At 35.8% G+C, this 20,223-nt stretch carries 25 protein-coding genes; 16 read left to right on the plus strand and 9 right to left on the minus strand.

Features of this window, described 5'->3' with window-relative positions; genetic code table 11:
• Positions 1-69 precede the first annotated feature (69 nt).
• Positions 70-942 carry a ClpXP adapter SpxH family protein gene (locus tag J2Z26_RS02570; RefSeq protein ID WP_319638076.1) on the minus strand — a complete coding sequence of 291 codons (873 nt, stop codon included), beginning with the start codon at positions 940-942 and terminating at the stop codon, positions 70-72.
• Positions 939-1,349 (minus strand): globin domain-containing protein, encoded by a 411-nt coding sequence (locus tag J2Z26_RS02575; protein ID WP_193537978.1) that lies wholly within the window; start codon positions 1,347-1,349, stop codon positions 939-941. The genes J2Z26_RS02570 and J2Z26_RS02575 overlap by 4 nt, the downstream gene beginning before the upstream one ends.
• A 245-nt stretch (positions 1,350-1,594) precedes the next feature.
• On the opposite strand from J2Z26_RS02575, the gene J2Z26_RS02580 reads away from it, so the two are divergent.
• Positions 1,595-2,653, plus strand: a complete 1,059-nt coding sequence (locus J2Z26_RS02580; protein ID WP_193537980.1) for a GGDEF domain-containing protein — start codon at positions 1,595-1,597, stop codon at positions 2,651-2,653.
• 75 nt (positions 2,654-2,728) lie between these two features.
• Here the strand turns inward: J2Z26_RS02580 and J2Z26_RS02585 are convergent, their stop codons facing one another.
• Positions 2,729-3,328: a lytic transglycosylase domain-containing protein gene (locus J2Z26_RS02585; RefSeq protein WP_193537982.1), complete on the minus strand. Its 600-nt coding sequence runs from the start codon at positions 3,326-3,328 to the stop codon at positions 2,729-2,731.
• Between the two features lie 5 nt (positions 3,329-3,333).
• Positions 3,334-3,918, minus strand: a complete 585-nt coding sequence (locus J2Z26_RS02590) for a CYTH domain-containing protein (RefSeq protein WP_193537984.1) — start codon at positions 3,916-3,918, stop codon at positions 3,334-3,336.
• Between the two features lie 138 nt (positions 3,919-4,056).
• Between J2Z26_RS02590 and J2Z26_RS02595 the strand changes: the two genes are divergently transcribed.
• The 4 genes from J2Z26_RS02595 to J2Z26_RS02610 all read left to right on the plus strand — a co-directional run bounded on the left by J2Z26_RS02595 (position 4,057) and on the right by J2Z26_RS02610 (position 7,300).
• A complete protein-coding gene (locus J2Z26_RS02595) occupies positions 4,057-4,425 on the plus strand; it encodes a UPF0738 family protein (protein WP_193538529.1) in 369 nt (122 codons plus the stop codon).
• A 58-nt stretch (positions 4,426-4,483) separates the two neighbouring features.
• Positions 4,484-5,113 carry a GTP diphosphokinase gene (yjbM, locus tag J2Z26_RS02600; RefSeq protein ID WP_193537986.1) on the plus strand — a complete coding sequence of 210 codons (630 nt, stop codon included), beginning with the start codon at positions 4,484-4,486 and terminating at the stop codon, positions 5,111-5,113.
• Positions 5,114-5,600: 487 nt separating this feature from the next.
• A complete protein-coding gene (locus J2Z26_RS02605) occupies positions 5,601-6,395 on the plus strand; it encodes an NAD kinase (RefSeq protein WP_193537988.1) in 795 nt (264 codons plus the stop codon).
• 14 nt (positions 6,396-6,409) lie between these two features.
• A complete protein-coding gene (locus J2Z26_RS02610) occupies positions 6,410-7,300 on the plus strand; it encodes an RluA family pseudouridine synthase (RefSeq protein ID WP_193537990.1) in 891 nt (296 codons plus the stop codon).
• A 445-nt stretch (positions 7,301-7,745) separates the two neighbouring features.
• Here the strand turns inward: J2Z26_RS02610 and prpE are convergent, their stop codons facing one another.
• Positions 7,746-8,486 (minus strand): bis(5'-nucleosyl)-tetraphosphatase PrpE, encoded by a 741-nt coding sequence (prpE, locus tag J2Z26_RS02615; RefSeq protein ID WP_193537992.1) that lies wholly within the window; start codon positions 8,484-8,486, stop codon positions 7,746-7,748.
• Positions 8,487-8,574: 88 nt separating this feature from the next.
• Positions 8,575-9,750 (minus strand): FtsW/RodA/SpoVE family cell cycle protein, encoded by a 1,176-nt coding sequence (locus J2Z26_RS02620; RefSeq protein WP_193537994.1) that lies wholly within the window; start codon positions 9,748-9,750, stop codon positions 8,575-8,577.
• Positions 9,751-9,960: 210 nt separating this feature from the next.
• Here J2Z26_RS02620 and mgtE point away from each other — a divergent pair, with 210 nt between their 5' ends.
• From mgtE to fabI, 3 genes are all read left to right on the plus strand, one after another.
• Complete coding sequence (gene mgtE, locus J2Z26_RS02625) at positions 9,961-11,340, plus strand: magnesium transporter (protein WP_193537996.1); 1,380 nt, start codon at positions 9,961-9,963, stop codon at positions 11,338-11,340.
• 35 nt (positions 11,341-11,375) lie between these two features.
• Positions 11,376-13,238 carry a monovalent cation:proton antiporter family protein gene (locus J2Z26_RS02630; protein WP_193537998.1) on the plus strand — a complete coding sequence of 621 codons (1,863 nt, stop codon included), beginning with the start codon at positions 11,376-11,378 and terminating at the stop codon, positions 13,236-13,238.
• Positions 13,239-13,362: 124 nt separating this feature from the next.
• Positions 13,363-14,133 (plus strand): enoyl-ACP reductase FabI, encoded by a 771-nt coding sequence (gene fabI / locus J2Z26_RS02635; RefSeq protein ID WP_193538000.1) that lies wholly within the window; start codon positions 13,363-13,365, stop codon positions 14,131-14,133.
• A gap of 54 nt (positions 14,134-14,187) precedes the next feature.
• Here fabI and J2Z26_RS02640 read toward each other — a convergent pair whose 3' ends face one another.
• Positions 14,188-15,117 carry an EAL domain-containing protein gene (locus J2Z26_RS02640; protein WP_193538002.1) on the minus strand — a complete coding sequence of 310 codons (930 nt, stop codon included), beginning with the start codon at positions 15,115-15,117 and terminating at the stop codon, positions 14,188-14,190.
• Positions 15,118-15,319: 202 nt separating this feature from the next.
• On the opposite strand from J2Z26_RS02640, the gene J2Z26_RS02645 reads away from it, so the two are divergent.
• From J2Z26_RS02645 to J2Z26_RS02660, 4 genes are all read left to right on the plus strand, one after another.
• On the plus strand, positions 15,320-15,739 hold the full coding sequence (locus J2Z26_RS02645; RefSeq protein ID WP_193538004.1) for a hypothetical protein: 420 nt from the start codon (positions 15,320-15,322) through the stop codon (positions 15,737-15,739).
• Positions 15,740-15,749: 10 nt separating this feature from the next.
• A complete protein-coding gene (locus tag J2Z26_RS02650) occupies positions 15,750-16,214 on the plus strand; it encodes a hypothetical protein (RefSeq protein WP_193538006.1) in 465 nt (154 codons plus the stop codon).
• Between the two features lie 12 nt (positions 16,215-16,226).
• Positions 16,227-16,826 carry an SCO family protein gene (locus J2Z26_RS22040; protein WP_193538008.1) on the plus strand — a complete coding sequence of 200 codons (600 nt, stop codon included), beginning with the start codon at positions 16,227-16,229 and terminating at the stop codon, positions 16,824-16,826.
• A gap of 113 nt (positions 16,827-16,939) precedes the next feature.
• Positions 16,940-17,386 (plus strand): CotO family spore coat protein, encoded by a 447-nt coding sequence (locus J2Z26_RS02660; protein ID WP_193538010.1) that lies wholly within the window; start codon positions 16,940-16,942, stop codon positions 17,384-17,386.
• Here J2Z26_RS02660 and J2Z26_RS02665 read toward each other — a convergent pair.
• Together J2Z26_RS02665 and J2Z26_RS02670 are read right to left on the minus strand one after the other, a co-directional pair.
• Complete coding sequence (locus tag J2Z26_RS02665) at positions 17,383-17,904, minus strand: CotY/CotZ family spore coat protein (protein WP_193538012.1); 522 nt, start codon at positions 17,902-17,904, stop codon at positions 17,383-17,385. The two genes, J2Z26_RS02660 and J2Z26_RS02665, sit on opposite strands and share 4 nt — an antisense overlap.
• A 157-nt stretch (positions 17,905-18,061) precedes the next feature.
• Entirely contained in the window at positions 18,062-18,505 is a 444-nt protein-coding gene (locus J2Z26_RS02670; protein ID WP_193538014.1) for a CotY/CotZ family spore coat protein, read from the minus strand.
• A 210-nt stretch (positions 18,506-18,715) separates the two neighbouring features.
• On the opposite strand from J2Z26_RS02670, the gene J2Z26_RS22045 reads away from it, so the two are divergent.
• The 4 genes from J2Z26_RS22045 (at position 18,716) to J2Z26_RS02685 (ending at position 20,195) form a co-directional block, all read left to right on the plus strand.
• The gene (locus J2Z26_RS22045) at positions 18,716-18,952 is read left to right on the plus strand and encodes a hypothetical protein (RefSeq protein WP_233459418.1); all 237 of its coding nucleotides are present in this window, start codon (positions 18,716-18,718) and stop codon (positions 18,950-18,952) included.
• 14 nt (positions 18,953-18,966) lie between these two features.
• Positions 18,967-19,479: a hypothetical protein gene (locus J2Z26_RS02675; RefSeq protein WP_233459419.1), complete on the plus strand. Its 513-nt coding sequence runs from the start codon at positions 18,967-18,969 to the stop codon at positions 19,477-19,479.
• Between the two features lie 103 nt (positions 19,480-19,582).
• Complete coding sequence (locus J2Z26_RS02680; RefSeq protein WP_193538018.1) at positions 19,583-19,870, plus strand: hypothetical protein; 288 nt, start codon at positions 19,583-19,585, stop codon at positions 19,868-19,870.
• 16 nt (positions 19,871-19,886) lie between these two features.
• Entirely contained in the window at positions 19,887-20,195 is a 309-nt protein-coding gene (locus tag J2Z26_RS02685; protein ID WP_227413782.1) for a hypothetical protein, read from the plus strand.
• The last annotated feature ends 28 nt before the right edge of the window (positions 20,196-20,223 follow it).

The raw sequence follows: 20,223 nt of genomic DNA on the forward strand, positions 1-20,223 counted from the left end.
CTCCATTCCCCTAATAATGTATATGAAAAAGTGTAGCATCAGTGGATGCTACACTTTTCATTTTACAGCTTATTCAATATATCTCCAGAAGCTTCCGTATTTGACTGGCACATGTTCGACCTTTTGCTTTAGTAAGAGTTTTTTCATTTCACGTTCGACTTCTGAAATGGATAAGTTATAAACAACAGATAATTCCTTAGATGCAACAAATTTAAAATAAGACATAAACTCTTCCATTGGAGGAAGAGAAGAAGGAGCAGGCTCGTCTCCTAACATATCATGGAGAATGTCTACATACATGTCATATGGATAACATCCAGTAATCTTAATTCCTTCGTCCTCAATGTTTTCATTAAAAAATACTAAAGTTGGTATTTCGTCTACTTCCATTTCCGATGTGATTTTTAAATCACATTGAAAGGCTTTCGATGCACTATCTGAGTGGAGATCATTTGTAAATTCCTCCAGATCCAAATTCACTGTGGAAGCACACTCGACTAAAACACTCTCTTCACATATATTTTGTTTTTCAAGAAAAAGAACCTCTTGTAACTTTCGAAGAAACCTAATGCCTGCACGCTTTCCTTGAAGCTCTGCTGCCTTTATGGCAACTGAGGCAGCGTAAGGAGTTGATATTGGATTTTCAAACCACAAAGTCCCGTCACAGGACATGCCTGAGCGACTTCCTGTTCTTTCCCACACTTGTGCCATGTTCTCGTGCTTTTGTTTCTTTCCAAGATTAAGGGTAGCTAATCTTCCACTTAACACATGCCGGATGGTGAAAAATTGTCCGTACTCAATCATTAGCTTTTTTAACACTGGTTCAAGTGCCCAGCAGTCCGGGCATAATGGATCGATAAACACATAGATTTCCAGTGGTTTTTTAGAAGTTCCATGGCACGATTGACTAGAGAACCAGTTTGGATTTGATTTCAAACTCAAGATAATGCTCCTTTCCGGCCGTGGTCATCTGGAGTATTAATCATATGTTGTGCAGTCAGAAATAATCGATCATAAAATTCTTTTCGTAATGGCCCTTCTAAACCAATTTCGTCCATGGCCTCATACATACAGGCTAACCATGCCTTAGCTCTAGTTGGCGTTATTTCGAAGGGGAGATGTCTTGCTCTTAACATAGGGTGTCCATGTTCCTCAGTGTAGAGATTGGGACCACCAAGATATTGAGTTAAAAACTGCTTTTGTTTTCTTGCAGTCTCGGTAAAATCATCGGGAAATATTGGTGCTAAGTCAGGATGTTTTCCAACTCGATTATAAAAAGCATCAACAAGCTTTGAAAGAGTTTCTTTTCCCCCAATGGCATCATAAGGTGATTTAATATTGTCTGGCATGTTGATTACTCCTTTTTTCCACTACATTTTAAAAATGCATGTTTACTTATTACTTATTTTAGCAATGGTTAAGATATATCTCAAATAATGAGCACTTAAAATAATTGGAAATTAAAAGAATGAATTAAATGTTTTGATTAAATGTATTAATTAAATGTATTAATTAACAAATTTTACTAGATTACTTTTTCATTTACTTTATAATAAAGAATAGTAACAAATTCTTTAACAGGAAGTGAAATTATATGAAGGTATTATTAAAGAGTGCCTATCACTCAGATCATGCACTTGAAATAATTTTTTCTTCTTTACGCTGGCTTTTTTTAGTTTTATCAATAGTGGTATTCACCTTTCAATATATTGAAAATCCTGTTCATTTAAAACTCAATATATTCATAGCACTAGTTGTTTTTGGTTTTATGTATATGGGTATTTCTGATTTTTATTTACATAAGTCACCTAAAGGTTCGAGAGCGTATACATTAATGACTAAAGGTGGGCCATTCTTTGACTTTATAGCTTTTTCTGCACTTATCCCATTAACTGGGGGAATTGAAAGTCCGTTGTTTCCATTAGCTTATTTAATTATTTTACATATAGTTGTTTATTGGAGATTACTAGGTGGATTAGTTGCTGCTAGTCTATTTAGTGTAATCTACTCGATCACTTTTTTCGTACAAGTCTCTGATTTTTTCTCTCTTCATAATTTAACAAATTACGTTAGCCAAGTTTTCTTTTTGTTAATGATTGGGGCTTTAGGAGGAATTATTGTTTCAAGAGAGAGGAAGTATCATTCTGAAAAACATATGCTAGTCGAAGCTGCAAATCGGGACTATCTGACGAATCTTTTAAATCACCGTTCTTTTCAGGAGCATTTACGAAAAGATTTAGAAAAGGGAGTCGACTTTCACCTTGTCCTTACCGATATTGATAAGTTTAAATGTATTAATGATAAATACGGACATGTAATGGGTGATGAAGTATTACGTCAAATCGGCGCAATCATTCATTCTATTATTCCAGTAAAAACAGGCAAAGCTTTCCGATATGGAGGAGAAGAGTTTGCAATCCTTCTTTATACTAACGACCAAAATGAGGTTAATAAGCTCTTAGTTGAAATCAAACAAACCGTTTCAAACCATAATTTTTTCTTTGAAGGAAAAACATTTTCTGTAACTATGAGTTTTGGAAGTTGTAAACAAAAAGGTGAGAGACCAGCACAGCTAGTAGAAAAAGTTGACAAGCTGCTTTATGAAGCAAAGGATAGTGGAAGGAACTCGATTGTTTATTCGGATGTTGGATAGTGAAAATACTCTTAATATAGCAATTTCAAAATAAAAAGAAATCATCACAAGTTTTGTAATGATTTCTTTTTATTTTTAAGAATAGTAGGTCTCAGTCACTTTACGGACGTAGTTTTGTGTTTCTTTAAAAGGTGGGATTCCACCGAACTTATCAACATTACCAGGACCTGCGTTATAGGCAGCTAGAGCAAGTGAGAGGTCTCCGTCATATTTGTCTAACATGGAACGAAGGTATTTTGTTCCGCCTTCTACGTTTTGAGCAGGATCATAACTATTCGTAACGCCAAGATATCTAGCTGTACTAGGCATTAGTTGCATGAGGCCGGTTGCACCCGCATGGCTTTTAGCGTTCGGGTTGAAATTCGATTCATGTTTTATTACTGATTTAATTAAGCTTGGATCAATATTATATTTTTGAGCAGCCTTCTCTATGATTTCCTCTAAATTTCCTTCAACCTTAATAGGCGAAATTCCCTGAAGAGAAGCAACGGAAGCAGGTCGACGATTCAATCCGCTCATCTGTAGTGTTGAAGTATTGTTTGATAATGATGTTGTTGAGAGCATCTCAGTTAACAAATCTTTAAACAAGGAGGTATCTCCTGTTGATTGTGTTGTAGAATTAAAGCCTTTAATTGCTTGAAGTTCCATTAACATTTTAATTTGATCTATTTTCATCGTCTTTACTCTCCATGATTGATTGACTTTATATAGAACCGCATAATTTTGTTGTCTGTCTTTCGTAGCGGGATACCTTGATCTTTTAAAAGTTCAAGAAAATGAGCTTGACCACTTTTCTCATCTGAAACCTCATATTCTATTTCATAATCATCCGTATCTAAGTAGGAACTATGGTCAAAAACAAGTAGCCCATTTTTATAGGAAAGTTCAGCTCGTGAAGTGGTTAATTTTCCAAAGAACTTTACTAATGATGGAGTTATCTCTTCTTTATTTAAAATATCATAGATATCTCCTTTTGGGAATTGCCCTTCATTTATCATAAGCAATGCTTGTTCCTCAGATAAAAATTGATGTGTTTCTAATAGGCCAATTGCTGCTGGCTGCTTTAAGGTTAAGGTGTAGTTATTCTTTTTGAAACGGATACGAAGCGCTGATTTTTTATCTTTCAACAAAAATTGTGGGGTATCAAAATAATAGTTTATTTGTGTTTTAAAGGCTTGCTCACTAACTGAAAAATGAGTAAGTAACTGTTGAAATTCATCTTTTGTAAGAAGGTTCTTAAATTCAATTTCAATTTCTTGATTCAATTCCATCTTCCTCTCTAATGATATTATCGCTTCTATTTTTGTTGATAGCAATAACTAAACATGAAAAGGTGTATTATGGTAAAATAAATGGGACAATTATTATGTTCTGCAAGAAGGGAGACTCCGTGTATGTCAAAAATGATTAATGTTATACAAACGGTTGAGTCAACAGATGAAAAGTTAGTTTTAGAAGCTGAGAAAAGCAGTTATGATGCAACATCACTTGTTCCAACAGGGCAAATGTTAGTTGATTCAGATTCAGTTGCTTTTATATATAAGTTAGAGAACGAAACCGAGTTTATTTATGTAAGCCTACCGTACTCTACATGGCCAGGTTTAAAAGAAACGATGGAAAAAGAGCGCACTGTTTTTGTAAAGGTTAATGATACAGAAATTAGGCTTGAAGGAATTATCGGAGAATTAGAGTACTTAGTTAGCAATATTGAAGGAAATGCTAACTATGGTGAAGAAATGGTTTCAAAGGTAGAAGAGGTCTTTTTGCCTTAACCTGTTTTTGATAATTGAATAACCATTAATAATTAATCAATTTTGGTGGTGGAAATACATGAAAAAACATTGGGATCTTTTCTTAGCCCCCTATGAACAAGCGATTGACGAATTAAAGGTGAAATTGAAGGGGATGAGATCTCAATTTGAGATGCAGTCAACACACTCTCCAATCGAATTTGTAACAGGTCGAGTCAAGCCGATTGCAAGTATCCTTGATAAGGCAAATAAGAAGGGAATACCTCTAGATAAATTAGCAGCGGAATTGCAAGATATCGCAGGATTACGAATGATGTGCCAGTTTGTAGATGATATTAAAAAGGTAGTCGAACTACTTAGGCAAAGAAATGATTTTGAAATTGTTGAAGAACGTGATTATATTACCCACAAGAAGCTAAGTGGTTATCGTTCCTATCATATTGTCATCCGATATCCAGTACAAACGATAAATGGTGAAAAGAAAATTCTTGTTGAAATACAAATTAGAACATTAGCCATGAATTTTTGGGCAACAATCGAGCATTCTTTAAACTATAAATATAGTGGTCATTTTCCTGAGGATATTGAACGCCGTTTACAGCGTGCTGCCGAAGCCGCATTTAGACTAGATGAAGAAATGTCACAAATACGTGGAGAAATTCAAGAGGCACAGGTGATATTTTCACGGAAAACAGAGGATGCGAATTAGGTTACATAATATATATTTGGATTTTATGGAAAACAGGGTCAGATTTATGAGTCCTCCAATTGATCAAAAGCAAGAATAGAGGTCACATAAAACGATATATGTGCCCTCGAAATGGTCAAAAGCAGAAATAGAGGTCACATAAAACGATTTATGTGCCCTCGAAATGGTCAAAAGCAGAAATAGAGGTCACATAAAACGGTTTATGCGCCCTCGAAATGGTCAAAAGCAGAAATAGAGGTCACATAAAACGATTTATGAGCCCTCAAAGTGGTCAAAAGCAGAAATAGAGGTCACATAAAACGATTTATGCGCCCTCGAAATGGTCAAAAGCAGAAATAGAGGTCACATAAAACGATTTATGAGCCCTCGAAGTGGTCAAAAGCAGAAATAGAGGTCACATAAAACGATTTATGCGCCCTCGAAATGGTCAAAAGCAGAAATAGAGGTCACATAAAAATGAATCTATAGCATAGAGAGGGGTGTAAGAATGAAATTTGCAATTACATCTAAAGGCGATCCGACGTCAAACACGTTGATGCAAAAAATGAAAACCTACTTAATGGATTTTGAACTTACATATGACGAGGATCAACCAGATATTGTTATTTCTGTTGGCGGAGATGGTACTCTTTTATATGCTTTCCATCGCTATCGTAGCCGTCTGAACAAAACAGCCTTTGTTGGTGTACATACTGGGCACCTTGGTTTTTATGCAGACTGGGTACCTGATGAAATAGAAAAGCTTGTGATTGCTATTGCTAAAACACCATATCAAATCGTTGAATATCCTTTGTTGGAAGTAATTATTCGCTATATAAATGGTGGAAGAGAAGCTAGATACTTAGCTTTAAACGAATGTACTGTAAAAAGTGTAGAAGGTTCCTTAGTAATGGATGTGGAAATTAAGGGTCAGTTGTTTGAGACCTTCCGTGGGGATGGATTATGTATTTCTACTCCATCTGGTAGCACAGCATACAACAAGGCATTAGGTGGCGCGATATTACACCCTTCTCTAGAAGTTATTCAAATTGCAGAGATGGCTTCCATCAATAACCGTGTATTTAGAACAGTGGGCTCGCCAATGGTTCTTCCTAACCATCATACGTGTTTATTAAAACCGGTGAATGATGTTGATTTTCACATTACGATCGATCATTTGACGTTACTCCATAAGGATGTAAAGTCAATTCAGTGTCGAGTGGCTAGTGAGAAGATTCGCTTTGCCCGATTTAGACCTTTTCCTTTTTGGAAAAGAGTTAGGGATTCTTTTATTGCCGATTAGAAGGGAAATAAACATTGAACAACTTTGTACTTGAATGGACCATTACGGAAGAGTCTAACGGGATTCTCATTAAGGATTTTTTAAAGGAAAAGCATATTTCAAAAGCTGCACTGACAGATATCAAGTTTGATGGTGGTGACATTATTGTTAATGGATTGACAGTCACGGTAAGGTACGCTTTGAGAACTGGAGATTATCTAAGTGTTGTTTTTCCTTATGAGTCTCCTAGTAAAGAACTCGTATCTGAACCAATTCCTTTAAACATAGTGTATGAGGACAAGTATATCCTCATAGTTAATAAGCCGGCTGTGATCTCAACCATTCCCTCACGTGAACACCCAAGGGGGAGCTTAGCAAATGCCCTTAAGTATTACTATGAAAGTATCGAATTAGCATCAACCATTCATATTGTTAACCGGTTGGATCGGGATACTTCAGGATTACTTATTGTTGCAAAGCACCGTCATGTTCATCATTTATTTTCTGAGCAGCAAAAAAAAGGAGAAATTTTCAGGCGCTATGAGGCTGTTGTACATAGAGTAATTCAAAAGGATAGTGGAAGAATTATTGCCCCTATCGGCCGTAAATCTGACAGCATCATTGAGCGGGAAGTACGCGAAGATGGTCAATTTGCAGCAACAAATTACAACGTATTAAAGAGATACGATAACCATACGCATATATCCTTAAAGCTTGAAACAGGTCGTACCCATCAAATTAGAGTACATATGGCATACCTCGGACATCCATTACTAGGTGACACACTATACGGTGGACTCCGCGACCATATCACTAGACAAGCACTCCACTGCTGTGAAGTTCGATTTCTTCATCCAATTTTACAGGAAGAAATGAAATTTGAGATAGATTTGCCTGATGATATGAAAGAACTGTTAAAAGAATAAGTAAAAAAAGTGCCCAACCAGGGCACTTTTTTTGTTGATTCGGACAGGTTGAGTAGTAGCAAGGGAAAACAAGTCCGAATTCCAAGTTGATTCGGACAGGTTGAGTAGTAGCAAGGAGAAACAAGTCTGAATCCAGCTCTGATTCGGACAGGTTGAGTAGTAGTAAGCGAAAACAAGTCCGAATTCCAAGTTGATTCGGACAGGTTGAGTAGTAGCAAGGAGAAACAAGTCTGAATCCAGCTCTGATTCGGACAGGTTGACTAGCAGCAAGGAAAAACTTGTCCGAATCCCGAGCAGATTCAGACAGGTTGAGTAGCAGCAAGGAGAAACCAGTCTGAATCCACCTCTGATTCAGACAGGTTGAGTAATAACAAGAAAAAACAAGTCCGAATCCCCAACATTCCACAAATAGCCTTTTCTAACTATTCCTGGTTTCCACACTTTTTTAATCCAACACCCTAAATTTCTCCTCAACATAAGGCATCGTAGAAGGAACAGACACTGTTTCCATTTCAGGATACCTTAGAGCTGTTAGCTTGTTCCCAAATACCGCCCCAGTATCAATATTGATCGTATTATTAACAATTCTAGGTTCTTTTACTGGAGTGTGTCCATAAACTATCCAAGCTTTGCCTTTATACTGCTTAGCCCAATCACGCCTTACAGGTGAGCCATCTGCATGCTTTTCACCAGTGATATCACCATAAAGAACAAATGTCCTTACTTTCTTGTCGGTTCTTCCAATATAGTCTTCGCGTATACCTGCATGGGCAATAACAATCTTTCCACCATCCAACCGATGATAAAGAGGTGCATGTTCATATAAAGTTCGAAACTTGTGGTTAATCTTCTTTTGGTCACGCGACGGTAGAGCTTCATATTCCGCAACTGTTGTCTCTAACCCATGGGTAGTTTGAACTTTACTTCCTTGAAAAAAACGGTAAAGCTTATTGCAATGATTACCAGGAACATAATAGGCATTCTGATTTTCGACTACGAGCTCATATAACAATTCAATAACTTTAAGAGAATGTGGACCACGGTCTGTAAGGTCACCAACAAAAGCTAATTTTCTTCCTTCTGGATGAACCGGAATCTTATCCTTCCACACATACCCGAGAGTCTCAAACATATGTAATAATTCATCATAACAACCATGTATATCTCCAATCACATCTAACTTCATGCTCATCACTCCAAACGTCAAGAATTCCATTTCTTACTTTGCCTAGATAGTTAAAAAGCTATCCATTAAAATGGATAGCTAACAAACGTTAATCAAACATATATTTTCTCGTACGTGAACGAACATTTAACACAATACCAATTGCGATCATGTAGGTAGCAAGAGAACTTCCCCCATAACTAATAAATGGAAGGGGTAAACCTGTAATTGGCAGTAACTGAATGCTCATACCGATATTTTGAAATACTTGGAAGGTAATCATACCAATGACTCCTGCACACAGATAGCTTCCAAATGGGTCATGACTTTCAAGTGCCGCATGAATCAGACGGTAAATTAATAAGAAGAAAAGTGATATAACAATACTCGCTCCAATGAAACCAAATTGCTCAGCAATCACTGCAAAAATGAAGTCTGTATGCCCTTCAGGAATAATTACTTCTGAATTTTGATAACCTTTTCCTCTTAATTGGCCTGAACCGATTGCTAACAAGGACCGTAGTAACTGAAAACCTTGTTCACTAGAATGCTGCTCAGGTGCAAGCCAACCGTAAAAACGATTAAGTTGATAATCTTCTTTAATAATGTAGGCTCTAAAAAACTCAGGAAACGCAAAATAAATATAGACAAAGACAGAGATCGAGAAAATTCCAGTAAATAGAAATCCAAATATAATTCTCCACTTAATTCCCGCTACTAAGATTAATGACCCCATAATGGCCATAAAGACCATGGTCATCCCCATATCAGGTTGTTTTGTTAGTAAGTAAATGGGTGGTGCAGATGTTAAGAATATTTTCCCTAGAAGCAGAAAATCATCCTTAACCGTATTTATTGGATATTTTTCTCGATGCTCAGCCACGATTTTACTTAATACAATAATTAATATGATTTTTACCAATTCTGACGGTTGAAAAGTACCAATACCTGGAAGAGAATACCAACTCGTTGCTCCCTTTCTTGTTTCAACTAATGCACTAGGGAAGTTAAATTCCAATCCTAGTAATAAAATCAGCCCAAAGCCATATAAATACCAAGAAATCATTTTAAATCGATCAAAATCAAGAATCATTGTAATTATAATGGCAACTGCACCGATAATGTACCATTTGATTTGTTGTGCAACAAAGTTAATGCTTTTTAATTTTTCTGGTAAAAAGGGCTGTGAACTATCTATAGCAACACAGCTTACAATAGCCATTAAGAATAATATAAAAAGTAGAGTATAGTCTACTTGTTGCCCGGGTGAATGTTCTTTCTCCATAAAAAAATCCCTTCTTCTATTTCCAATTGTTTTCAGTTTTGTATTTTAGGGTAGAAGTAAAAAAAAGTCCTATCATCTAATCTTAGCCTATTTTTTAGTGATTGCAAATATAACGATGAAATTTCAGATTAGTTTGTAATAAACATATCACACGACAAATTTCTACATATTTGATAGTATAGAAAAAATGAGAGGAAGGGAGGGGGAAACATGAGTGAGAACAATGAATATGAGAAAGACAATATTGAATTTGAAACAGAGCAATTAACGAATAGCTTAGAGAGTGATTCGATAGATGTTTTTCGTAGTCTTTTTCTAGAGCTACATCCTTATGACCAAGCGAAACTCTTTGGGAAATTAACACAAGAACAAAGGGAAAAAGTATACCAGTTTCTATCTCCTGAAGAAATGGCAGGGATATTCGAAAATGTAAATACTGATGAGGAAGACTACGAAACATATCTTTCAGAGATGGATTCCAATTATGTAGCTGATATGCTCGGACAAATGTATGCCGATGATGCAGTAGATGTCTTAAATGAATTAGATAAAGATCAGGTAGCTGGTTATTTATCAATTATGGATGTTGATGCTGCACAAGAAATTCGTGAGTTGCTACACTACGATGAATATACAGCTGGTAGTATTATGACTACTGAGTTTATCGCAATAGAGGCAAATCAAACGGCTCGTTCGGCTTTGCAAATTTTGAAAAATGAAGCACCTAGAGCTGAGACCATCTATTATGTTTATGTTATCAATGAAGATAAACGACTCGTTGGGGTCTTAACATTAAGGGATTTAATTATTGCAGATGAGGATACGATGATTGCTGAAATCACCAATGAGAGAGTTGTATCTGTATCAGTTAGTGAAGACCAGGAAGAAGTAGCACGTAGAATGAGAGATTATAACTTTTTGGCAGTTCCGGTTGTTGATCATCAGAACCATCTACTTGGGATAATCACTGTTGATGATATTATTGATGTAATCGATGAAGAAGCGTCTGATGACTACTCTAAGCTAGCAGGTATTTCAGATGTTGATGGTGCGGATCGCCATTCTTTTGCTAGTGCTAAAAAGAGATTACCATGGCTAATCATCTTATTGTTCTTAGGTATGTTAACAGCAAACTTAATTGGTCGATTTGAAGAGACATTAGACCAAGTTTCTATTTTAGCAGTATTCATTCCACTAATTGCAGGGATGGCAGGGAATACAGGAACGCAGGCACTGGCAGTTGCTATCCGCCGAATTGCAACAGGGGATGTATTAAATGAAAGTAAAATAAAGCTCATCTTGAGAGAAGCGGGAACAGGACTCATAACAGGAAGCGTTTGTGGCATACTTATAATGGGGATAGTCTTTTTCTGGAAATCTAATTTATTTTTAGGAGTATTAGTCGGATTATCTGTCCTCATCACGCTAATTGTAGCTACGCTAGCTGGGGCTCTTGTTCCATTAATTATGCATAAATGCAAGGTTGACCCGGCAGTTGCTTCCGGTCCTTTTATTACAACCATTAATGATATTATTAGTATCTTAATTTATCTCGGATTAGCAACTGTATTTATGAATTTCTTATTATGAGTTACGTAGTTTTTGTTTGAAAAGGAGGTAGTTTTATGGAACATGGAGCATCCGTAACTTCATTAGTTATCGTTCTTGTTGTTGCATTTTTAACGCCGATTGTTTTGCACAGGTTGAAATTAAATATCATTCCAGTTGTAGTTGCAGAAATTATTGTCGGTCTAATTATAGGTAAAAGTGGATTTGATATTGTTCATCAAGACATCTGGCTTGAAACATTGTCCATGCTTGGATTTATCTTTTTAATGTTCTTAAGTGGACTTGAAATAGACTTTTCCGCATTTGCTCGTGGGAAGAAAAAAGAAAAGCTTCCAAATGGGAATGATGCACCAAACACTTTTGTTGTATCGACCATAGTGTTTATTGGTATTTTTGGTTTATCACTATTATTATCTTATATTTTTGTCTGGTTAGGCTTTACGGATAATGTCTTCTTGATGACACTTATCATTTCAACAATATCACTTGGTGTTGTTGTTCCAACCTTAAAAGATGCACAAATCATGAAGAAAAATATAGGGCAAATCATCTTACTTGTCGCTGTTATCGCTGACCTTGTTACAATGGTATTACTTGCTGTTTTCGCATCCATATACGGAACAGGCGACAGTAATATGTGGTTATTACTCATTTTATTTGGTGCAGGGGTGTTACTATACTTCCTTGGAAAATACTTTAGAAATCAATCCTTTCTTGAAACGATGTCTAAAGGAACCATTCAGATTGGCACCCGTGCAATCTTTACTTTAATTATTGTGTTAGTTGCCTTATCTGAATCGATTGGTGCAGAGAATATCTTAGGTGCGTTTTTAGCAGGGGTGTTAGTTTCCCTTCTGTCTCCAAATTCAGATATGGTTCATAAATTAGATTCTTTCGGATACGGATTTTTAATTCCAATCTTCTTTGTAATGGTAGGGGTTCAGCTAGATGTTTGGTCATTATTTGAAGATCCGAAAATCTTATTATTAATTCCATTATTATTTATCGCATTAGTCATTTCAAAGATGCTTCCGATTCTTTATTTAAAGAAGTACTATGATTGGAAAACCACGATTGCCGCTGGGGCATTATTAACATCTACTTTATCTCTTGTTATTGCAGCTGCAACAATTGGAGAAAGAATGGGAATCATTGATGCTCGAATGTCAGGCGCATTAATTTTAGTGGCAGTTATTACGAGTATCGTTACACCAATTTGGTTTAAAAAGCTGTTTCCAAAGCAGGAATCTAAAGGTCCGAAAATTAAGGTTGCCTTTATTGGCGCAAATCAAATGACTCTTCCTGTGACAAGAGAGTTGAATTCTCATCTGTATGAAACGACGATGTATCATGTTAAGCAAGAGAAAAATGGGGAAAAGTTCTCTGACTCTTTATTTAACATAGTAGAGGTTAGTGATTATAGGATTGAGACACTAAAAGAATTGAACGTTTTTGATGTTGATGTCCTTGTTGTTGCGATCGGGGATGATCAGAAAAATGGAGAAATTGCTATCTTTGCCAAGGAATTTGGAATCGAACGAGTCATTGCCAGAATCGAGACTCCAGATTTAAATAAATCCCTAAAAGAGCAAAATATAGAAGTATTCTCTATGCTCATGTCTACAACGACCTTACTAAGAGCGTTGATTGAGGCACCGAGTGTCATGAATATCTTAACCAATCAAGAAACAACTCTTTATCAAATTAATATGAACAATCCTAAATATGATGGCATTGCCTTGCGTAATTTTCCATTTACAGGTGACGTTATTTTCGTTCGAATTTTTAGAGGGAAAGATTCCATTGTTCCTCATGGAGATACTGAACTTAAAATGGGAGACCGCTTGATTTTAACTGGCTCTCGTGAATATGTGGATGAATTGAAGGTAGAAATGGAATTTTCAAGAGGGTTACTGTAATTCTAAGAACTTCGCGTTTTATGTAAAACGCGGAGTTTTTTTATGACTATGCTTTTTAAAAAGAACTATGCTATAATTATGACTAGGTACTAATAACTTGTGATAATAATAGGAGGATTTTCGAATGACAATATCCTTAAAGGATCGTACATATGTAGTAATGGGAGTAGCAAATAAACGTAGTATCGCATGGGGGATTGCACGTTCTTTACATGATGCTGGAGCTAAATTGATTTTCACATATGCAGGTGAGCGTTTAGAGAAAAGTGTTCGTGAATTAGCAGAATCACTTGGGCAAGACTCTTTAGTTTTACCATGTGATGTTACAAATGATGAAGACATCAAGAAGTGCTTTGCTGAAATTAAAGAAGCGGTAGGCTCTATTGATGGACTAGCTCACTGTATCGCTTTTGCTAATAAAGAAGAATTAGAAGGCGATTATATGAATACAACACGTGAAGGATTCTTACTTGCTCATAACATTAGTGCTTATTCTTTAACAGCTGTTGCAAAGGAAGCGAAGGATTTAATGAATGAAGGCGGAAGCATCGTTACATTAACATACTTAGGTGGTGAGCGAGTATTACCTAACTATAATGTTATGGGTGTAGCTAAAGCTTCACTAGAAGCTAGTGTGAAATATTTAGCGAGTGACTTAGGTAAGAATGGCATCCGTGTAAACTCAATTTCTGCCGGACCAATTCGTACACTTTCTGCAAAAGGTGTAAGTGATTTTAATTCGATCTTAAGAACAATTGAAGAAAAAGCTCCACTTCGTCGTACAACAACTCAAGAAGAAGTGGGAGACACAGCAGTTTTCTTATTTAGCCAATTATCTCGTGGTATTACAGGTGAAAATATTCATGTTGATTCTGGGTATCATATTCTAGGATAACAAAAGAAAAAACAGTCATTACCAACATGAGGGTAGTGACTGTTTTTGTTTATCTTATAGCAAAAACTTTGCAAACGTCCTCGCTAGTTCTTTTCCATTATTCAATATAACAATCTCATCATTTATATCTACATATATTGGTTTTTTCTTATTTTTATCACTTCGAAGAAATTCCTTAATATCCCGAGGAAAGGGTGGTACTGGATTATTTGGCCTGGCAAGATAATATCCCTGCCCAAAATCGATTCCAAGTTCCTTCACTTTTTCCAACTCTTCAAACGTTTCGATACCCTCTGCTAGCACTTTGCTATTCATTTTTTTCGCAAACATTACAAACGCCTCTAATATATTTTTCTTTACTTCATTTTTATCAACACCGCTAATTAGTGAACGATCAACCTTAATATAGTCAGGCTCTAACTCAGAAATAGCTTGTAAGGATGAGTATCCTGCTCCTGCATCATCAATCGCAATTTTAAATCCTTGGGCACGATAGTGGTTTAAGACCACTTTAAAGGCTTGGAAGTCAGTAATGGCACTTCTTTCTGTGATCTCGAAAACAATGTTCTCAGGATTCATTTGATATTGTTCTAACAAAGAAATCGTATGACCAGGAGTAAAATGAGGGTCATGGATCACTTGAGGAGTTAAATTAATAAATAACTTCTGGTTATCCAGTAAATGTTTGCTTTGATATAAAGCTTGTTCTCGAGCTACTTTTTCTAGAGGATACAAAAAGCCTTCACGTTCTGCAAATGAAAATAGGGAAGAAGGGTAATGAAACTCACTGTTTTCTGGGCCTCTTGACAGTGCTTCATATCCATGAATCTCTCCATTTTGAAGACAGACAATAGGTTGAAATAAGATTTTTATAGCTTTATTTTTAAGGATATCTCTGAATTCATTCCTTTTGTGAGACATTGTTATTATAGAATGATTGTCTAGGTCCATAGGATCCTCCATCAATATCTTCGCAATACTCATGATCTATTCTCCTTTGTAAATGGTTCTTCTTGCTGCAACGTTCGGTATAATCTTCTCTATTTCGACAATAACAGGTAATTGTTAAGGGGAAATTAAGATAATGTAAAGATAGTGTGTAATGGGTACCTTTTGTAGGATATCTTTAGCCATAACTAAACACCTGTTTACTGACTTTGCATACTTATAGTATGAGGTGAAAGAAATGGGAGAACATTTTATAGAGCTCTTTTTTTATGGAAACTTTCTTATTACCACAATCATCTATCTTTATATTTTTAGGATTCGCAAACTTATAGGGTTTCAGTTAGGCATGAATATTTCCATTCTCGTTGGTGGAATGATGGGCATTGCATCAGGGGTATTGTTAGTGTCTATGTATCCTTTTCATTTTGCAACAGTGACAATTGTTTCAACTTTAATTGGTATGGGAATTGGGGCACTCTTTGGGGCCTTATTTGATTATCAGACCTTACTAACCGGATTTATAAACGGAATGATGATGGGCATCATGGCTCCAATGATTGGGGCTGTTTTAGAAGGTAGTGAATCTTTTATTCTATTTATTGAGATCCTTTTTATTTGTTCCTCTCTCTTAGTGATTACCTCTAGAAAAAGTTCATAGGAGCATTGAAATGAAATATATTTTTTTCCTATTACTCTTGTTAAATCTGTTTATAGGATATAAAAGTTATATAACTCTTTATCAGAGAAGGAGATTGTATTCGGAACGTTATGCAATGATCATTGCCATGAGTGCACCATTTGTTTTGGCATTCGTTACTGGCTTGCTACTATCATTTTTGATTGAATTGTCGGTTTCATATGTTGTCATGATTTCAATTGTTTTTGGTATTTGTGTAGGAATCTCTTTTGGAGCTTTTGTGAAATTTCACTCTGTGTTAGCAGGGTATTTTAATGGAATAGTTGGTGCGATGATGGGAGCGATGTTAGGGGCTGTAGTAAAAGATCCAACCCTTTGTGGTCTTCCGGCAGATGCAGCCGCCAACATGATTCTTAATACTACTTTATTTAGTCTATTCGGGACGAGTCTTTCAATCCTTACATTTTGGTTTATAAATTACTCGCTAAAGGTATAAGGAGGTTATGTGGTGCTTTCATCAAAAGCAAAACTTAGTGTAGTTATTATTCTAACAGTGATAAGTATGTACTTAATCTATATGCTATGGAACATTCAGCAAAGATTACCAATCATAGAGCAAGTTGATGACATTCATTTTGAGTCTGTATTGAACGAGGATTACACTTTTCAAAATGAACATTTGAAGGTTGTTGCCTTTATCTATACAAAGTGTCCAGATATCTGTCCAATGACCATGTATGACTTAACTTTTTTACAAGCAAAATTAAAAGATGAACAAATATTTGGGGATCGTGTTCAAATTGTAACGATTACCCTTGATCCAGAATTTGATACAGCCGACACTTTACGTAAGTATGCATCCAATTTTGCTATAGATTCGAGTGGTTGGTTTATATTAAGAGATTCAGAGAGTGAAACAAAAATAGTGGCCAATCAATTTCAAATGAACTATAAAAAGGATGAAAATGGATTTGTTACTCATAGTACGAAGCTATATTTGGTTGATGCAGAGAATAAAATCCGTTCAGTTCATGATATGAATGTGGCTGGAAAAGAAGTCAATCTTGAAGAGATTATGGAGAATATTGAGAGGTTACTTGACGAATAGCGGCGTGCTGAAAACGTCGTTTTTCTTGTGGTTCGTCAAATAGGCATTAGCACATTACCTAGATTTATTGCATACCATAATATGAATTTCTAAGAATGGAGGAAAAGGAAAATATGAGTGATAATCAAGTGACTTCAAGTAAACAAAGACCGCTTATGTATATATCGCAACCAGATTTCACACCAACTCCAGGTGGAATGCAACAATCATTTGTCGTTAAGGAAAGTACTCGAGTTAGGGAGGAAAAGGAACTTGAAGTAAAAGGTGAAGTTCCCAAAGTACTTGAGGAAGAGACAAACGTAGTTAAGGAAGATGAAACTAAAAGGAAGAAGAAGAAACGTTTTTCTGAAATGGATATTGAAGAGAGAATACAATTTTTTATAAACCTACCAGATAACCTTCCGAAAACAATGTGTCAAATCACTACAAAGGATCGTTCATATAGAGGGGTTATTCTTTCATATGAAGAAGGACTAGTAAGCATCAAAACACTTACTAGCCCAAGAAAAGTTGAAATTCAACTAGATGATATTGAAGCAATTAATGCAATAGGTTTTTAGTGTCTATGGCGACGACGACCACGGTCATCATCATCTTCTACTCCGCCAACCTTGTCATCGTCGTCGTCAATATCTGCTACAAAGTTACGAACAACTAGACGTGGATCTAAACATTGAATTGCACAGAAGCATCTTAAATCAACTTCGATACAGAAATCAGTTCTTACAAGTCTTTCAACGTCGCATACATCATCTTTACAGGAACCTCTGCCATCTACTGGTCTTAATAGTGATAACGTTGCACAGCAGTCTTTACGTACATCTTCAACACGGAAGAAAGGTGTTTTAAAGCAATCACCAGGTAATAATTCACCTACATTTCCAAATGCTTTGAACAGATCTCCTTTTTTAGTGTAAAGAAGAAAAGGAATCGTGTCTCCAACAAATTGAGTAGGTGCTAGTAAGTTACTAAAGCAACTAGTTGGGCAATCATCATCCACCGCATCTTGTAGATCTTTAATATTTAATACGGCTTCACATACACAGTTTAAATCTTTGTCTTTGTCACAGCAACTCATTTGATTCACTCCTAAATTTTAATATTTAACATATTGTCTTTACTAGAATATAGGTGGACATGGTTAGATGTGTTAGGTAAACTGCCTAACTTGAACGAATTAGGCAGAAAAAAAGACTACGGTTATTGAATAACCGTAGTCTTTTTTTAAAGTTTAATTAGAATCTACGAGCTACTAAATCTGGTGATAAGCATTGGATAGCGCAGAAGCAAGAAAGGTCAACTTCGATACAGAAGTCTGTTCTGAATAATCTGTCTTCTGCTCCAAGATCACAAGGATCTTTGATGTCTCCATTTTCAGGTCTTAGTAGTGAAAGTGTTGCACAGCAATCATCTTTAATGTTTTCTACTCTAAAGAAGATTGTCTTGAAGCAATCCATCTCATCGCCTAGTGGAAGTCTTTTACCTACGTTACCAAATGCTTTGAACAATCCACCTTTTTTATCAAATAAGATAAAAGGAATTGTATCGCGGCCAGGTGCTACTGCAGGGTTTAAAAGATCTTGGAAACAACTAGTTGGACATTTGTCATTGACTGCATCTTGAGCATCTAAGATTGCTTCAACTGCTTCACATACACAGTTTCTTTTACTACAACTCATGAATAATTCATCTCCTTAAAATTTTTTTGACTTTGTTGTCTCTAATAGAGTATGTTGTGTCCGAATGTTTGTTTGGGCATTTGTCTTATTTTTAAAAGAAAAGGCATTAGTTTAGGGGCGGTTTAACCAGAAATAACAAAATGCATAACGCAGTTTATTACCATTTGCATAACCTATAAGAGAATTTGTCGTGGTAGAAGGAGGGAGAATATGAAAAATCTGATACGGCGTGATGAGTATATAAAACAACTATTAGAAGCTAGGAAAAAAGAAATCATTAAGCCTGATACAATTAATGAATTTAATCTACAAAAAGGGGAAGGAATGACATCACCAACTAGTAATCTTTCAACAGAAGAAACAAGAATTCTTATGGAGTTAATGGAGAGAGAAAACTTATTTAAGGTGACTGAAGCTTTTCCTTCTCAAAAAAATCACTTACACTAAAGAGATTTTTCAAGATGAAACGAAATCAGCAAGTAGAGGTGTATTCAAAGGCTGGAGGTAAAACATTTTATACTGAGGGTAAGGTAAGTGCTATTGGAAGGAATTTTGTTATGATTACCGACTTAAAGGATCGAATATGGATTCCTTTTGAAGCAATTGAATCTGCAAACATTCCATTTGGAATTCCTAACTACTCAAACACACATCAGCACTTTATATACGATAATAACTTAAGAGAAAAATTAGTACGTGATTTTGGTAAGACGGTATCCCAGCGTGACGTACTACTGCAACAATTTAATGAGGAGACGTTCCACACAAATTTAGGACGCTGGAAGGGGACTTGGGTAGAGATATATTATTTAGACGACAATAAAACATATGGGAAATTAGATGGAGCAACCAAAGAGGTGATATCCGTAGCGAGGTTAAATAACAAAGAGGAAATCCCTTTAGCTTCCATTACGTATGTAAAATCTATCAGGTTTTTACAAGCATTATCTAAGATGTTTAAATTGGGCAAGTAAAAAAAAGAGTAACTAGTTATATGTAATTAGCATTTTGTGGAAAATAGAATAAATTACTAATAGCCGTCAGTTTAAAAAAATTAGGCTTTAAGGAGGAAAATATATGAATCCAGAGATAGAAGACCATTTATTACGAGATCTAGTGGTAGGTGAAGAGGTTTTATTGGTAACACAAGCCACTCAACTGAACTTGTTGGGCCAAACCTTTAGACCCATTTTTTGTGGCACAGTTAGTGAAGTTGAAAGAGGTCATTTAACACTTCATCCAGTCATTATTAAAATGGTAAACGCACCGTTCTATGAGTTTCCAATACCGATAAGTATTCCATTTGAAAGAATCGCAGCAATGACAACGGAATTTGATTGTGACACAGTATTTTCAATTTCATAAGAAGGAGGAGAAAAAAATGTCAACGAATCGAGTTAATAATATGCTAAGCGGGAATGGAATCGATATCAATACTGTTCATGATGAAGCGATCATTCAGCATTTTGAAGATGGAGTAGGACATAGATTGTTTGCACTAATTCCTAATTTCCCATTTATGTTTGTTGGAACAATCCTAGAAGTGGCAGATGATCACGTTTTAGTTGATGTTGAAACTACATCTCAGGCTGTACTAGAAAACAGAGTGTGGCATATCCATATTCATTCGATTGAAGTATTCTTCATTGAACGTCATGATGGACCACAAATACCAAAATTAATAGACTGATAGTTTTATTGAAAGGAGGGAAACAATT

The sequence above is a fragment of the Cytobacillus luteolus genome (genome assembly GCF_017873715.1).
Lineage (GTDB): Bacteria > Bacillota > Bacilli > Bacillales > Bacillaceae_L > Bacillus_BV > Bacillus_BV luteola.